Source organism: Anaerococcus vaginimassiliensis, from assembly GCF_900626155.1.
GTDB classification, from domain to species: domain Bacteria; phylum Bacillota; class Clostridia; order Tissierellales; family Peptoniphilaceae; genus Anaerococcus; species Anaerococcus vaginimassiliensis.
The window spans coordinates 1209803-1226158 of the sequence record NZ_LR130844.1 but is presented as its reverse complement, the minus strand read 5'-3'; the positions used below and the strand labels follow the sequence as shown (position 1 = coordinate 1226158).

At 30.3% G+C, this 16356-nt stretch carries 14 protein-coding genes; all 14 read right to left on the bottom strand.

Features of this window, described 5'->3' with window-relative positions:
* Positions 1 to 12: 12 nt before the first annotated feature.
* Positions 13 to 2316, bottom strand: coding sequence for a YhgE/Pip domain-containing protein (locus E0D87_RS06010; protein WP_130819739.1), 2304 nt, complete (start codon positions 2314 to 2316; stop codon positions 13 to 15).
* A gap of 9 nt (positions 2317 to 2325) precedes the next feature.
* On the bottom strand, positions 2326 to 4380 hold the full coding sequence (locus tag E0D87_RS06005) for an efflux RND transporter permease subunit (RefSeq protein ID WP_130819738.1): 2055 nt from the start codon (positions 4378 to 4380) through the stop codon (positions 2326 to 2328).
* Positions 4377 to 4976, bottom strand: a complete 600-nt coding sequence (locus tag E0D87_RS06000; protein WP_207278278.1) for a TetR/AcrR family transcriptional regulator — start codon at positions 4974 to 4976, stop codon at positions 4377 to 4379. The genes E0D87_RS06005 and E0D87_RS06000 overlap by 4 nt, the downstream gene beginning before the upstream one ends.
* A gap of 195 nt (positions 4977 to 5171) precedes the next feature.
* On the bottom strand, positions 5172 to 5615 hold the full coding sequence (locus E0D87_RS05995) for an SH3 domain-containing protein (protein WP_130819737.1): 444 nt from the start codon (positions 5613 to 5615) through the stop codon (positions 5172 to 5174).
* Positions 5612 to 6388 carry a tyrosine-protein phosphatase gene (locus E0D87_RS05990; RefSeq protein ID WP_130819736.1) on the bottom strand — a complete coding sequence of 259 codons (777 nt, stop codon included), beginning with the start codon at positions 6386 to 6388 and terminating at the stop codon, positions 5612 to 5614. Before E0D87_RS05990 ends, E0D87_RS05995 begins: the two co-directional genes overlap by 4 nt.
* 1 nt (position 6389) lies before the next feature.
* Positions 6390 to 7046, bottom strand: a complete 657-nt coding sequence (locus E0D87_RS05985) for a CpsD/CapB family tyrosine-protein kinase (protein WP_130819735.1) — start codon at positions 7044 to 7046, stop codon at positions 6390 to 6392.
* 1 nt (position 7047) lies between these two features.
* Positions 7048 to 7749, bottom strand: a complete 702-nt coding sequence (locus tag E0D87_RS05980) for a YveK family protein (RefSeq protein ID WP_130819734.1) — start codon at positions 7747 to 7749, stop codon at positions 7048 to 7050.
* 155 nt (positions 7750 to 7904) lie between these two features.
* The gene (locus E0D87_RS05975) at positions 7905 to 9341 is read right to left on the bottom strand and encodes an LCP family protein (protein ID WP_165442730.1); all 1437 of its coding nucleotides are present in this window, start codon (positions 9339 to 9341) and stop codon (positions 7905 to 7907) included.
* A gap of 180 nt (positions 9342 to 9521) precedes the next feature.
* A complete protein-coding gene (locus E0D87_RS05970; protein ID WP_130819733.1) occupies positions 9522 to 10739 on the bottom strand; it encodes a glycosyltransferase in 1218 nt (405 codons plus the stop codon).
* Between the two features lie 28 nt (positions 10740 to 10767).
* Positions 10768 to 11805: a sugar-transfer associated ATP-grasp domain-containing protein gene (locus E0D87_RS05965; RefSeq protein ID WP_130819732.1), complete on the bottom strand. Its 1038-nt coding sequence runs from the start codon at positions 11803 to 11805 to the stop codon at positions 10768 to 10770.
* Positions 11806 to 11819: 14 nt separating this feature from the next.
* Positions 11820 to 12809, bottom strand: a complete 990-nt coding sequence (locus tag E0D87_RS05960; RefSeq protein WP_130819731.1) for an ornithine cyclodeaminase family protein — start codon at positions 12807 to 12809, stop codon at positions 11820 to 11822.
* Between the two features lie 21 nt (positions 12810 to 12830).
* Positions 12831 to 14105 carry an ATP-grasp domain-containing protein gene (locus tag E0D87_RS05955; RefSeq protein WP_242618447.1) on the bottom strand — a complete coding sequence of 425 codons (1275 nt, stop codon included), beginning with the start codon at positions 14103 to 14105 and terminating at the stop codon, positions 12831 to 12833.
* Between the two features lie 12 nt (positions 14106 to 14117).
* Positions 14118 to 14711 carry a sugar transferase gene (locus tag E0D87_RS05950; RefSeq protein ID WP_130819730.1) on the bottom strand — a complete coding sequence of 198 codons (594 nt, stop codon included), beginning with the start codon at positions 14709 to 14711 and terminating at the stop codon, positions 14118 to 14120.
* A 94-nt stretch (positions 14712 to 14805) separates the two neighbouring features.
* Entirely contained in the window at positions 14806 to 16332 is a 1527-nt protein-coding gene (murJ, locus tag E0D87_RS05945) for a murein biosynthesis integral membrane protein MurJ (RefSeq protein WP_130819729.1), read from the bottom strand.
* Between the last annotated feature and the right edge of the window lie 24 nt (positions 16333 to 16356).

Below are 16356 nucleotides of genomic sequence, written 5' to 3'. Positions count from 1 at the left end.
TTAACAGATAAATTATTTTATTTTTTCAATAATTCTAGATCTTGTTTCAAATTCATCATTTGTTCCTGTAATTGAATTATTTTCCTTTGCCATTTTTGACATTTGATCTAAAATTAGACTAATTTCATCAATGTCTCCTGTTTTATTTGAAAGCTCATCGATTCCCTTTGCCTTATAATCTGCTAGACCATTTTTGAACTCTTCAAAAGATGCCATATATTGATCGCTACCATTTTTTAACTCACCTGTAGATGATCCTAATTTATTGATACCTTGATCTAATTCTCTTAGACCATTTGCCATTGGATTGATAGCTTTTTCGTTTATATCTCCTAATGAAGACAATGCTTTTGATCTTTCTTGGAATTCTAATAATCCATTATAAAGTTCGTTTGAGCCTTCTTGTAGAGAGCTTGAATTTCCATCAAGTTCAGCTATAGCTTGTGCCAATTGTTCAACACCAGCACGGTTTTGACTTGCTCCTTCTTTTAGCTTGCCAGATCCTGCCTTAAGTTTTCCAGTTGCTTCATCGAGCATGCCGATTGTTTCTCCTAGTTTAGCTAGGTCTGTATTGTCAAAACCTTGGCTAATCTTGTCAATTCCTTGAGAAAGTCCAGCTGATGCTTGACTCATTTTTTCACTTGATGCACTTATTTTAGTGCTAATCTCACTTGCACCAGCACTTGCGCTAGATATAGCTGAGTTTAGTCCAATAGCTCCCTTGCTTATTTCTCCAAGACCGCCAGTTATTGCTTCTTGTGAGCCTTGAGCTGCATATATATTTTGACTTTCAGCATATAAATTATTCTTTATAGCTTCAAGGCTTTGAATTTGAGCATCATTGATGCCTTCTTCATTATTACTAGCAAGTTCTGCTATAACTGCGTCAATAGCAGCTGCTTGGGCTTCAACGTTTGCTGCACTTTCATTCATGTTTGGAGCATTTTGAGCTACATCAATTAGGTTTGTTACACCATTACTTAATTCTTGTGAAGATTGTTCGATTTGTCCTAGACCTGCACTTAAATTATTTGCACCCTCTTGTAAAGGAGCCATGCCTGCTGATAAGTCATCAAGTCCTGCCTTTAGAGAACCTAGAGATTCTGTAAGTTTGGATAAATCATCTTTTCCACTAGACATGCCAACTTTTTCTTTTAGAGTTGATGTTGCTTGGTCTAATCTAGCAAGCCCGCTGTCTAATTCGCTTGCTCCACTTTCGATACTAGCACTTGCATCAGTTAGCTTTGGCATGCTAGCATTAATTTGATTGACACCACCTGTATATTGGTTTATACCAGAATTTAGTGAGGATCCACCTTCGCTAAGCATATCTATAGCAGTTGTCATTTGACCAACTTGATCTGGAAGTCCTGCAAAAGCACTAGCTAATCTATCAAAAGATGAAACAATCTTTCCTGATCCATCTTGAAGTTTTATAGCCCCATCACTAAGCTGTCCAATACCATCATTTAATTTCTTACCACCATCATCTAGCTTGTTGCTTGCATCAACAAGCTTTCCTGCATTTTCTTCTAATTCATTTACACCATTTTTCAAATCATCTAGAGAAGAAATATTAGCAGAATCTTGGAACAATTCATTAGTTATAACCGCGTATACTTCGCTTGGCTTGTAGTCTTTTACGTCCATTTCCATATCTATCTTGTCTTTGAAAGTATCGAGTTTGTCATCATCTACAACACCAGAGAAGTTTTCTCTAATACCTGGTGTCAATATTCCAGCAACTATTTCATTTTTACCATCTTTTATGATTTTGCCATCATCTGTTGTTATATTAGTAACTTTATCTGTGTCAAAGTTTATTTCAGATAATACTAGGTATGGTGAGAAAATTTTCTTCTTTTCTCCATTGACATCAACTATGCCAGATGTCTTATTTACTGCAGATATCTCTATCTTTAGGTGGCCTGATTTTCCTTCAAGGTCTTTTGCTGTTATTTCTTTTCCATCCAAGAAATATTTTATACTAATATCAACTGGAAGGTCTTTGTCAGTTTCACCTTGATAAAATACATCCTTATCGTCGACGTTCCAATCAATATCACCATCTTTAGTTTTGATTGTTTCGTCAGTCTTTAGGTTTTTGATATCTTTTAGGTTTGATTTATCTTTAACCTTGATGCTTCCATCTGAATTTATCCAAATTGATGCTGTTTTATTTAATATTTCATTTGCTTCTTTAGTTACATATACTGTTTCATTTTTCTTAACTTCACCATCAGCGAAGGCAACGCTTGTAACTAACATTGATCCAGCAAGAGCTAGAGATACGCTTTTTACTAATTTGTTTTTCATATTTACCTCCTAATTTAATCCTTTTGTAGTTTTCTTGATCAATGGAAATGCTATGCTAATTACAACTGGTAGGAAGAATATAATAGATAACATACTGATTATAGCTCCCCTAGCTAGGAACATACATATAGTTGATACAATTTCCATCTTTGAGTATATACCTACACCAACAGTTGCTGCCATGAATGATAAGGCAGAAGTAACTATTGATTTTGAAGTTTCCTTTACTGTTAATCTAAGTGCTTCATTTACATCTTGTTTTTCTTTATATTCTACGAGGAATCTATCCATCATAAGTATAGAATAATCTATAGTTGATCCCAATTGAACTACACCAATGATTATTGATGTTACAAAAGGAATTGTTTGACCTAAGTAAAATGGTATTCCCATATTTATTTGAATAGCAAGTTCTATAACTGCTATCAGAATTAGTGGAATTCCAATTGACTTAAATACAATTGCAATTATTACAAACACTACTAATATAGATGCTATGTTTACCATCTTAAAGTCTCTATCTGATATTGTAGTCAAATCTTTTGTTAGAACTGCCTCTCCAGTTAGATAACCTTCAGGATCGTGGTCTTTTACTATTTTTTTTATCTTATTAACTTGATCGTTAACCTCGTCAGATGCTGTTTGATACTCAGAGTTTAACATAATCATTTGATAGCCATTTTTGTTGAAATTTTCCTTTAACTTATCTGGAATCACACTATCAGGTATTGTCAAGCCAGTGAGTGAATCAAGACCTAATACACTATTTACGCCGTCAACATCTTTTAGATCGCTTACTAAGCCATTAACATTTTGCTTGCTTAAATCATCTTTTACTACTATGAAATGTGTTGAAGCCATGTTATAGTCATTTTTCATTTTATTTAAAGCAACTATTGAATCCAAATCTTCTGGTAGTGACCTATCCAAGTTATAATACAAATCTGTATTTCTCGCACCATATATAGCAGGTATGAAAAGTAGTATAAATACTACAAACAATGATTTTTTGTGACCTAAAACAAAGTTTGAAGTTTTTTCAAACTTAGGTAACAATACCTTATGATTAAATCTTGCAACAAGCTTTTCTGCAATAAGAATCAATGGTGGCAATACGACTACAGTTGAAATAAGTCCCAAAAGCACACCCTTACTCATTACAAGTCCAATATCCTTACCAAGGCTTAATCTCATTATTATAAGAACGATAAAGCCTGCAAATGTTGTAAGTGATGAAGCAAAAATTGAAGATACTGTCTTTTGGATGGCAATATCCATAGCCTCGTTTTTAGATTCATGGCTCTTCTTTTCCTCAACATATCTGTGATATAAGAATATTGAATAGTCAGTAGTAACAGCTAGTTGTAAAACAGCAGCAATAGCCTTAGTTATATAGGAAATCTCACCTAAGAAAATATTAGTACCGAAATTATACAAAATCGCATATCCAATATTTAGCAAAAGTAAGAAAGGTATGATTGTAGATTCATTGGTTAAACTTAAAACTATTAGAGCAAGGACAACTGCCAAAGCAACATAGATTGGTGTCTCCTTATCTATAAGATCTTTTGTATCCTTAACCAAAGAAGACATACCACTTAAAAATTTCTCCTTAGACTCGATAGCCTTAATCTTATCTATTGCCTCCATTGTCTTAAATGATGATGATGACTCACTAAACTTTACCATAAGCATAGTAGAATCTTCTGCATAAAAGACATCTCTAATCTCATCTGGCAAGAACTCTTTTGGCACCGTATTACCAACTATAGATGTTTTTGAAATAACATCTTCTACACCATCAATCTCAAGTATTTGATTTTTTAACTTATCAGCGTCGTAATCATCGCCCTTTAAAATCAACATACCGGTTGCGGCATTCTTAAAATCCTTATCTAGGATTTGTTGACCTTGAGTACTTTCAAGATCTTGTGGCAAATATGACAAGATATCATAGTTCACACCAGTATTTTTGTAACCTAGCCATGAAGGTATAAGTAATAAAGTCATTACAAATAAAACAAGTCTAGGACGGTGTGATATAAACTTTGTTATCTTTTTCATTTAATCTCTCCTGTTCTATTAAACATTTTTCTTATATTAGCATATAAAACAGCCTTCATTTCATCAATTGATAAAATTGACTCATCCATGATTGCACTCTTACATGTAGACATCACAATCTCTAGTGTCAATGAGAGGATATATAGTTTCTGTGACTCGGTATAGCTATTAGTAAAAAGATTCTCATACTTGCTAAGAATAAACTTAAGTCCCGAATCAGCTTCCTTTAGCCTTGAATCATTTTCTATCTTTGTATATAAAGCCCATGTAATATTTCTGCTAACAAGATCGAGTTCAAATGGATTTGCTATAAGATAATCAATTATGTAATCCAAAAATGAAATATACCTTTCAATAGGATCCTTATCTAAACACATGGCCTCTGCCTTGATAATTACATCCATAGCAATATTTAATACCATCTTTTCCTCAAGATCTTTCTTGTCAGTGTAATAAAGATAGAAAGTTCCAAGTCCCAAATGAGCTTTACTCATAATATCTCTTACAGAGGTTTTGTCAGCTCCCTTCGACTTAAAAACTTTAAGAGCTGCATCCATTATGATTTCACCCTTATCTTCTTTTAAACTAATCTCCATAATCCCCTCCTTTCTGAAATAAACTTCGTTCATCAAATGCTACATTCATATGGTACAAGCCTAATGAACACAGTTCAACCAGATTCACAAAGATTTTTATATAAATTCTAACCATTTTCATAAAAATATGTACAAAATTAGGCAAAACAATAAAATTGCCCAAATAAAAAACCGCTAATTAATTAGCGGCTGTTGTTAATTATTTATCTCTTCCAGTAAATCTTTTCTAATAAAACCTTCAGAATTATTATATTTTGTTTTTATCCATACTTCATTTTCAGAATTAACTTCCTGGATTACTTCTATCTCAACAGAGGCTGGAACTGATACTAAAACTTCATCGTTTGTTGTTGGATTTCTCCTCAAATTTGTAGTATCTACTGTCTTAAATTTTTTCTGATTAGTATGATTAGATGGGCTTGCTTGCTGTTGAGTCTGTTGCTGAGCTTTATCATCTTGTTTTTTATTATTTTGATCTTGTTGGTTTTGTTGATTTTGATTTTCCTTAGACTGATTTTCTGCCTTATTGAAAACAGAATCTACTTGGATATTCTTACTCTCGTACTGCTCTACTTCCTTGTTGCAAGATGAGAGTCCCAAACATATTAAACATATCAAAAATAAAAGTTTTATCTTCATTTCTTTCTCCAAAATCTTAGAAAACTTCTTTTTTCTTTCTTACGCTCTTTAATTATATTACCATACTCACTATCTATATACTTATCTTCTATAACTAAACTAGGATTAGTCCTAGATAATTTGTCAAATTTATCTTCTCCAACTATATCTATAATTTCATCTTTACATTCAACTATATATGGACTTCTCCATTTGGATTGGTGAGCATCTGTTGCTATAATATGAACCATATTTCTCTCTAATAGTTGCCTCATAGTATCGTGATGAGATTTAATTGATGAGTAATTCACTTGGATAAGAGCGCCCATATTTATAAAATCCAATAACCAATTGATATTCTCACTTACATAAGGGTATCTCTCCGCATGAGCAATAATGGGAACATATCCCTCTAGTTGCATTTGATAAATTAGATCTTTTAAAAAGCTAGGTTTACTTGCAAATGAAAGCTCACATAAAACATATCTAGAATTATTTAGACTTAATACTTCACCATTTTTAATTTTTTTTAGTGTGTCTACTTCTACTTGAATCTCTTGTCCAGGATAAATCTTAAAATCTATCCCTTCCTTTTCGAAACGATTATTTAGTATATCAGCTTTTTTTATAATATCATCAGGATGTGTGATATATCTTGATTTATCATAATGACTTGTGGCTATTATCTCACTAAATCCAGCTTTTTTATATAGATTAACCATCTCTAGACTTTCATCAATACTTCTAGAACCATCATCTACTCCATATATAATGTGGTTGTGTATATCAATCATTTTAATAATAAGATCCGTATTGATTATCTTTTTTAGGCATGTGAGTTAGTACACAACCTAAGATATGTGCATCTACTTTCTTTAGATTATCTAAAGCTTGACTTATTTCATCTCTTTTGGTATCTGAAGACTTGATTGCAAATATAACTGCATCACTTAAGGTAGATACAATAGATGCGTCCGTAAACAATCCTACTGGTGGCGTATCTATTAGTACATAGTCATACATACTAGATAACTTTTCTATTAACTTCTTAAATACATTTGATGCTAAAACCTCAGCTGGGTTTGGAGGAACAGGTCCAGTAAGTATAATATCTAAACTATCTTGACTAGTATCTGCATTTATAGCCCTTTCCAGGCTAACTTTTCCTGTCAGATAATTAGTTAGCCCTACATTATCCTTAATACCAGACACTTCAGATATAGATGGTGATCTAAGATCACAATCCAATAATATGACTCTCTCGCCATTTTGAGCAAATGATTTGGCAAGATTGTATATGACAGTAGATTTTCCCTCACTAGGCTTTGTTGATGTAATAGCAATAACCTTATTTTTATTATCTAAACTTGAAAATTGTATATTTGTTCTTAGAGAACGGATAGCTTCATCATACAGAGAAGCAGTATAATATTTGTTTCCTTTTTTACTCATATTAATTCCCTTCTTTTCTATCAGGTAAAACACCTATCACAGGAAGATTTAAATATTCTTCCACTTCCTCTACACTTTTTATTGAAATATCATAGAGTTCCTTAAACATAGATATAATAATACCTAACACAAGTCCAATTATAGCTCCAAGAATTGTGTTTTTAGATACATTTGGTGATACTGGTTCTACAGGGATTGTTGCCCCATCAAGTATTTGCACATTATCAACCTTCATAATATCTCCAACAGAGCTTTTAAAAATATTTGCAGTTTCATTTGCTATATCCATAGCTCTGGCAGGAACACTGTCAACTACATTTACTGATATGATTTGGGTGTCCTTGACCGGTTCTATTGATACTTTCTTAGAAAACTCTTCATAACCCATATTTAATGATAAATTTTTAATCACCTGATCAGCCCCTTTTGACTTAACTATTTCAGAATATGTTGATATGAGTGCTTTATTTGCCTGAATTTGATAAAAATCAATATCAGCTAAGTCCTGCTGATCATCATTCTTACTAGAACTACTTATTATCATAGTAGCATTTGCATTGTAGGAAGGTGTAACAATAAAATTGGAATAAGCAAAGCTACCTAGTCCAAACAAAATTGTCAAAATAATAATCAAAAATAGATGCTTAAATACCTTTTTAATCAAATCAACTAAATCAATTAAATAAATTTCCTTTTCATTCATAATCTGCTCCTTAAAATATTATTTAAATAATGCTAAAATACAAATACTGCAATTCTTGGAATTCCATTACTGATTCTCTTACAAATCCAAATATTTTAGATAATACTGTAATTATCATCAGTACTATTGTAGTTTGACCCATTATTCTTTCCTTATTATCTATTATTCTCTATTATCTTATCGTGAATCTCTGTTACAGAGTCTTCATCTACTCTCATCATATAAAGATTAAAGTCAGGCATTAGATAGGAACTTAGCCCACTCTCGCCCCAACCTTTAAGGGCTTGAGTTTCTATATCCCAATCACCACCATCAGACAGTTGCTTATTAACTAACTCTATCATTTTGTCATAGGATATATCTGTGTTTACTGATTCTAGCACAATATTTGATATTTGATTAAAATTCATTAACATGTCGTAGCTTAGCATTTTATTTATTATGCCTGTGAGGACTCTCGCATGATTCTTCCCTCTATCAAAATCACCTTCTTCTAGATGATATCTTTCTCTAGAAAAAGCAAGCGCCATGTCTCCATCCATGTCTATCTTACCTTGTGGGAAATAATATTTGCCCGATGATGATTCAAAAGCTACGGGATTATCTACTTTTATACCTCCAAGAGCATTTATTAACTCTGTTAAACTTGTGAAGTTTACCTTTCCATAATAGTCAATATCTATATCCAATAGACTTTCTAGGCTCTTAATTGATGTATCCACACCGAAAAGACCAGCATGCGTTAATTTATCATATTTATCATTATCCCCACCAATGGCAAGGTAAGTATCTCTTGGAATAGTTGTAATCAATATTTTATTTTTAACTGGGTTTACACTAAGAATCATATTAACATCAGATCTTGAGACTGTTGATAAACTACCATATGTATCAATTCCCGATATATAAACATTAAACGATTTATCTTCTTCAACTTGTTTCTTGTTTTGTGTAGCTATTTTCTTTCCTTCTACTACTTTAGAATCTAATACTCTAGTTTTTTCTGAAAATCCATCTATGCTTTCTTCTAATATAGACCTAAATGACTCATTAAGTAGCATTACTTCAGATTCTTTGTTCATTAGACTATTAGATGCCAGTATATAGTTGGCAAAATCTTTCGTTTTTAAATCAGATGAATATTTTTTTCTATACTCTGAAAGTATATTTTCAGTATTTTCTTTATCAAAACTTTCTGCCGTTGCTATTTCCTTACCAATAGCGTCTTGAGTAGTTTTGATATTAGAATCTTTTAGAACTACCAAAGACATCTCATTTTGTTCTTCAACTTTACTATTTATTTTTTCCAATGTATCTATGGACTTTTTAGCATAAGATATGAATGAAATTTGAGCAATGCTAAGGATAAGCAAAAATATTATAGATATTATTTTCAGCGGTTTAGTTTTTCTCTTTTTAATAAAACCAATATAGATAAAAACACACAAAATTATGCCTATAAATATAGCTAACACACTTCTATATTTCAATGGTAGTATTTTATATTTGAAAACGAAATATATAAAAAAGATATTAATTATCAGAGAAACTCCTACAACTATTTTTGTTATTAAACTTTTCGATTTTTCCATTGTTTTTCCTTTAACTTATTTCCCTAAATATAGTACTTAACAAAATAATTTTGTCAATATTTTGTAGATAATTGTTTGATATATTTAAATTCTATATTTTTTGATTTACACTAAAAAAGAGACCCTATTAAGTCCCTTTATATATCAATTTATAACCTAATAAATCACATCAGTTTTATTTCATATATGTTTGACAAATTCATTATAGTTATTGGACAAATCAAAGTTTTCTTCCCAGACTTTTCTAGAGCTATATCTCATTTTATCGTATTTGTCTTTTGGCATATCTTTTATTTCTAAGATTTTTTTTGCTAAATCTTCTTCTGTTATATCCTTATCTACTAAGAACCCATTATAACCATCGATTACCGCTTCAGATGTTCCACCAACATCTGTTGCTATTATAGGTAAGCCAACTGATTCTGCCTCCATTATAGATACTGGTAATCCTTCAGATTCACTCACATTTATGAATACTGATAGGTTACTTTTGCTTATTATATCTAAATATTTTTCATTATCACAAAATCCTACAAAATCCACATTTATATTTGAATTGTATTTGTCAATGATACCTTTTATTTCTTCGTAATAAGCAGTATCTCCATCTCCATAATGTACCCAGCTGATTTGTTTATCAATGTGTAACAGAGATTTTGCTAATAACTCTAGTCTTTTGATCCTAGCTATTCTTGAACAAGTTAATATTGTAAAATCACTATTATTTACATTCTCATTTAATGGAACATTTCTTGTTCCGAGTCGATATAGTGATGTTTTATTTTTTAAAACTTCATAATTATCATTTAAATAATTCATACCATCTAATGAAATACAACATATCTCATCAATACTTTCATATAAATATTGTCTAAATGGTAAATAATTTTCCTTGTTTCTAAATTCAAAAATATCTTGGGCGTGCGCTCTTGAAATCACTTTCGCATTTTTATATCTTTTTTTTAGCTTACAGATTGCTAAGGTAGAAAAACCAACTCTATAACTGTATAGAGTTATTTCCTCATCATCTTCGATATCTAGACTCTTCATTCTTTTAATCATGTTATCATATACTAAAGAACTCTTTGCTGCAAATAGCATCAAACTTTTAAACGAATTATATGAAAGCTTATTATTCTTTACAAGGTATTTAAAATCATTAAATGTTAATTTGTTAAATACACCCTTGAATAAATGTTTTAATCTGTCTAGGTTAGATTTGTACTGAATATCAAGTTTTCCTATCTCAAAATTATTAGGTATGTCCATTCGTGAATTGCTATAAACGTGACCCCTTACTGTAAATAAAATTGGTCTATCTATAGATTTGTAATATTTAACTTCCTCATTTAAATATATCTCATCTTGCATAAAATCTGAGACTAAGATTAGTGTCATTCCATATCCTTTTCTACTAAACAAAGCATTAATTATCTATTGTATTAATTACTTTTCTATACTCTTCATACCTACCTATTTGTAATGGCATCTGAGTTATGTCTGGATCTGAGGAACAATTTCCTTCTATAATTGATACTTCACCGTTATCTAAAATAGCTATATCCCACCCAACATATCTCGTTTGATTTGATACTTTTGCTGCTTCTTTAACAGTTTCTATTACTTTATTCCAATTAGGAATTTTAAATCCAATAAGCTTTTTCTTACTTAGTGGATGATATTCATAGTGATTGTTACTTTTATCAATAGCTTTGCTAACAACTTCACCACTTGAAACATCAACTTTCATTGCTAAACCATGTTTATGAAAATTATCCGTTGATTTATTACCATTACCCATCCTAAGTACAGCATCCATTATTTTAACATCAGTATTAGTTTTTATAGTTACAACTCTAATAGTATTAACAGAAGTTGGATTAAAGTCTGACAGCTCTTTGTTCTGTATAATTGATTCTTCTATTATATATGATTTACCGTGTAAATTTTCATAGAAATTTCTTTTATCTTTAATGTCAGTATCTTCATATTTTTCTATACCATTTCCACCACTACCTTTGTTTTTTTTAACAAAAAAATGTGCGTGATCTGATATAAATTGTGAAAACTCATCATAACTTGATTTATCTATATCAAGCCAATCTCTTTTAAGAAATTTATTAAACTTTGTATTAAATTTAATCTTATCATCAAATAAGTCTACATTCAAAGATCCATTACAATCTTTGATTATTTCTTTCCAAGTTCTACCGACTATAAACTTTTTTCTTTCAGAATAAGGTTTCTTATAAAAATTGTACTGAAAATAGTCATTTATTCCTGAGCCCAAGATAATAACAGAAAGTGAAAAATCTACAAATATTTTAAAACTTTCCCATCCAGAAGTTTTTCCAATAAAAGTTCTTTTTAGAAGTTTATACTTATCTAAGCGATTTTTTATGTAAGATTTTATGCCTTCATCTTCAATGTAACCCGTTAATTTTATATCATCGTTATTTGTCAAATCAGTTTCCACCTTTACAAATATAATACTTTACCAATATCTTTGGAATTATCATAAACAAATTTTGCTAACAAAACATCGACATAACTCATACCCACTGAGTTAAAATATATTAAACTATCATCACTTGTTCTTCCAGATTTATTTCCAACAATAATTTCCGATAAATCAGCATATATATTGCTGTCATCAATTATTCCATCGCGATACATTTTGCTTAATGTTTGAGACCCTCTATGCTTTACTGCTTGCCATTCATCGCATACAATTTTAGAAGACATCAATGCAACTTTGTACTCATCTTCATATCCACCAACATGTACATAGAAATTTGCTTGATCTATCCAATCTGCTTTTAATACTGGCTCTTGACCGGAAATTGCTGTTACTATAACATCACTACCTTTAATTGCTTTTTCAAAATCATTCCCACAATTAATAAATTTTAAATCAGGGTATTCTATTGAAAAATCATCTATAAACTTTTCACATGTTTTTTCAGTTCTTGATGAAACTCTACATACTTTAATATCAGGATATATTAACTTGAATAATTCAAAGTGCATCTTAGCTTCTTCACCTGCACCTATAAATCCTATGCTCGAATTATTTTCTATTGACAAATATTTAGAAGCTAAAACTGCAACTCCAGCAGTTCTATATTTAGTTAACCAAGTACTAGACATTATTGAAATAGGCTTACCTGTTTCGATTTCAGAAATTATTGTTACTCCACTAACATTTTCAATATTTTTTTTGTAATTTGTAGGAAAAACAGATACCCATTTTACTCCACATATTTTTTCATCTATTAGAGTTGATGGCATACAATTTATTCTGTTTGAACTTTCTTTATCGAATATTTGAGAAGTTTTTTCTGGAAGTATTACTCTTTCTTTTTCTCTAGCTATAAAAGATTCCTTAATTACATCTAATCCTTCGGCCCAATGGCCCTTCATTATTTCTTGTACTTCATTTTCTGAAATAACCTTAACTTTATTCACTTTAACTCCCCTAATTATTACTTATCTTAAATATATTATATCCAACATATTTCTTCTCATCTCATCTTCTATTATAAGGTTTTTGCTAATGTAATTTATAAAATTTAATAGATCTTCCTTATTATCAGAAACTAAATGCATATATCCAAATACTTGGTGAGTAGTTCCTGTAGACTCAATAATATCTCCTACTATGTGTGATTGGATAAAAGCATGGACATAATCATTTTTTAATATCTTGTCCAATCCTTTTATTGCACTTATCGTTCCTTCTTTGATTTGTATTGGTAAAATACAATAAATATTGTTCTTATTTTCAGTAACTAATTTATTGTTAGCAAAATTTTCATATAGAGGCTTTCCAGTTGCTAGGTAATTTATTAATAGATGCATTTGATTGATTCCGTAGAAATACTCAACTGGATAATATGTTAATGATCCACCATATCTGTATCCTATCTCATTTAAATAAAATCCATTATCATCATAAAAAATCTCAATCCATATAGGACCATACTCAATACCTAATCCTTCGAGCATGTTTATTATGCCTTCATTTACCTCATCTATAAATTTATTAGTAAGTTTAGATGGCATAAATTGGATTGACATTACTGGAGCTGAATTTTTGTTTATTTTCTTCGACTCTTTATCTGTCAAACCACAAAATATAACTTTACCATTTTGAGCTGTATAATGAGCTATTAAACTATGCTCAAACTCCATTTTCTTCTCTATGAGAACTTCACCCTTTTTTGACGATTTTTTAGCAAAATTATAACCTTCTATCAGAGATTTCTCGTCATTACAAATAGTGATACCTGTTGAGCCGTTATTGTCAGTAGGTTTTGTAACAACAGGATACTCAATATCTTTTGTTTGGTCCTTATCCATTATATCAGTAACCTTATATGTTGGTGTTACTGGCAATCCATATTCTATACACGTATTCTTAAATATTAATTTATTTGTAGCAAGTTCCCACTGCTCCTTTTCACAATATTTAGGAATACCGGTTCTCTCTGAAACTTTTATAGACACAGGAATATTTACCTCACTTGCACCAGAATAGATGCCGTCTATATTTTCTCTTTTCACAAGACTAACTATTGATTCAATATCTGTTGTATCTATAGAGAATTCCTTATCTGCAATTTGTTTTACTATACATTCTTCTTTGGGTCTTTTATCGATCGCTATTATTTCAGCACCTCTAGCCTTTGCATATTGCGCAGCCTCATAAAAGTAATTGGATGCTCCCAAAAATAGTATTTTTTTCCCTTTTAAACTTAACATAAAACCCTCACTTTAATTAGTATTTATATTTTCTTGAAACAAAACTGATTTAATGGTTTGTAAAACTATCTTAAAGTCTAGCAAGAAACTTATATTGTTAACATAATATAGATCTTTTATCAGTTTTTCACCCTGACTAATAGAATTTCTATAGTAGGCTTGACTGTAACCTGTAACACCTGGTCTAATTGATAATCTATCTTTTTCTATGTCTGTCATCTCATCATATTTTTTACTTGGTTGATTTGGTCTAGGTCCAATCCAACTCATATCACCTTTTAATATATTAAAGATTTGTGGTAATTCATCTATAGATGCTTTTCTCATTATTTTCCCAATTTTAGTGACTCTTGGATCATCAGAGCTATTAAAAGTTGAATTATCCTTATTTCTAATGTCTGGAGCATTCATTTTCATAGAGCGCAATTTATACATGCCAAATACTGATCCATTTCGTCCTCTTCTATTAGCTATGTAGAATATATCTCCCCTGTCTTCTGCAAATATTAATATTCCAAAAATCAAGCAAACGACAAGCACAAAAGGTAATACTACAAGAGCTAACAATATATCTAATATTCTTTTTATATATTTTTTATATACCATGTAACACTTTCTTTCTACAATCAATATCCTTTGTACAACAAGAATTCATTTTTTATATTATATAATGTGATTTCAATCTATATGTCTAAATACATTAATTATTCTTTTTAATCTTATTCTTAATAGATGTAAGCAATCGTTCAAATTCTGGAACTTTAGCAAAACTAATTATAGCAAAATATAGTAACCCTCCAAATCCAACCGAAATAATTAAACTCAAGGTTTCTGGTATTCTAACTATTATATTATTATAGAGAATATCAGCTAAAATAACCATTACAACTGAGGATAATAATATCTTTAATAAAGAAATTAAATTTTCTTTAATCTGGAAAGACCCAAATTTTCTAATAAATGATAATGTCATCATTAAAGTAGCTATTATTGATGAAATACTTGTAGCATAAGCTAAGCCGTACAGACCAAATATTTTAGAAAGTATAAAATTCAAAGCAATATTAATAGATTGTTGAATAACAACTATTATTACAGGAGTTTTTGAATCACCTACAGAATAAAAAGAATTCGTAAGTATTCTATTAAATGCGTCAAATATTATACTAGGTGCGTATGAAACAAGTAAACCAGCAACTATAAAAGTATCATCAGGTGTAAAAGCATTTCTCTCAAAGGCTAACTTAATTATCGGATTTGAAAATGTCATCATTCCGAATGTAAATGGAAGAACTAATATCATAGAAAATATAATAGCCCTAATAGTAGACTTCTTCATTCCATTAATGTTATTCTCTTGGCCAAGTTTAGCTATCTCAGGAAAACTTACTGTAGCTACAGACATTGTAACCACACCAGTTATAAAATTGAGCATTGTTTTCGCATAAAATATTTTAGATACACTAGCTACTCCAAAAAGAGCAGACGCCATAGAGTTATCAAATATAAGAGAAATTTGATTTGCTGCACTTGATATCATGATTGGAAGAAGAATAGCCAATAAGTATCTAACATTCTGATCTTTAATATCAAAAACTTTTTTATATTTAAAGCCTAGTTTTTTACTAGAAAACGGAAATCTAATATATTGCAAAACCATAGCTAAAAAAGTACCCCAAATAAGATAATAAGGATTATTTTTCTTATTTGCAAAAAGTATCGAGCAAACAATTATAATATTATATATGATTCCAACAGCAGCTGGGTCGACAAAATTACCTTTAATATTTAAATATCCACCTATAACGGAACTTACTAAAATTACCAATATTACTGGAGATAATATCCTAGTAAAATTTGTAGCAAGTCTTAGTGAATCTCCACTTAAATCTGGAGAAAAAATTAACGATAGTGGCTTAGAAAATATAATGATTAATATTGTAGATATTGCACCATATACCAACAATATATTTATAAGATTTGAAGTAAAACTGTTAGCTTGATCGTCTCCCTTTTCATTTCTTACTTTATTGTAAACTGGAATATACGCTGATTTTAAACCAGTTACAACTATTCCAGTCATTATTAATGGTATAGTCATTGCAGTAGTATATATTGATTTTAAATCTCCTGCTCCAATAAATGCAGCCATTACCGATTCCCTAACGAAACCAAATATTTTTGATAAAATGGTAATGATCATTAGTATAATTGTTGTTTGTCCCATTCTAGATTCCTACTTTTTATATAT

Bases quoted from the DNA above. Each gene is read 5' to 3' on its own strand.
- E0D87_RS06010 (WP_130819739.1), bottom strand. From the start codon at position 2,316: ATGAAAAACAAATTAGTAAAAAGCGTATCTCTAGCTCTTGCTGGATCA.
- E0D87_RS06005 (WP_130819738.1), bottom strand. From the start codon at position 4,380: ATGAAAAAGATAACAAAGTTTATATCACACCGTCCTAGACTTGTTTTA.
- E0D87_RS06000 (WP_207278278.1), bottom strand. From the start codon at position 4,976: ATGGAGATTAGTTTAAAAGAAGATAAGGGTGAAATCATAATGGATGCA.
- E0D87_RS05995 (WP_130819737.1), bottom strand. From the start codon at position 5,615: ATGAAGATAAAACTTTTATTTTTGATATGTTTAATATGTTTGGGACTC.
- E0D87_RS05990 (WP_130819736.1), bottom strand. From the start codon at position 6,388: ATGATTGATATACACAACCACATTATATATGGAGTAGATGATGGTTCT.
- E0D87_RS05985 (WP_130819735.1), bottom strand. From the start codon at position 7,046: ATGAGTAAAAAAGGAAACAAATATTATACTGCTTCTCTGTATGATGAA.
- E0D87_RS05980 (WP_130819734.1), bottom strand. From the start codon at position 7,749: ATGAATGAAAAGGAAATTTATTTAATTGATTTAGTTGATTTGATTAAA.
- E0D87_RS05975 (WP_165442730.1), bottom strand. From the start codon at position 9,341: ATGGAAAAATCGAAAAGTTTAATAACAAAAATAGTTGTAGGAGTTTCT.
- E0D87_RS05970 (WP_130819733.1), bottom strand. From the start codon at position 10,739: ATGACACTAATCTTAGTCTCAGATTTTATGCAAGATGAGATATATTTA.
- E0D87_RS05955 (WP_242618447.1), bottom strand. From the start codon at position 14,105: ATGTTAAGTTTAAAAGGGAAAAAAATACTATTTTTGGGAGCATCCAAT.
- E0D87_RS05950 (WP_130819730.1), bottom strand. From the start codon at position 14,711: ATGGTATATAAAAAATATATAAAAAGAATATTAGATATATTGTTAGCT.
- murJ (WP_130819729.1), bottom strand. From the start codon at position 16,332: ATGGGACAAACAACAATTATACTAATGATCATTACCATTTTATCAAAA.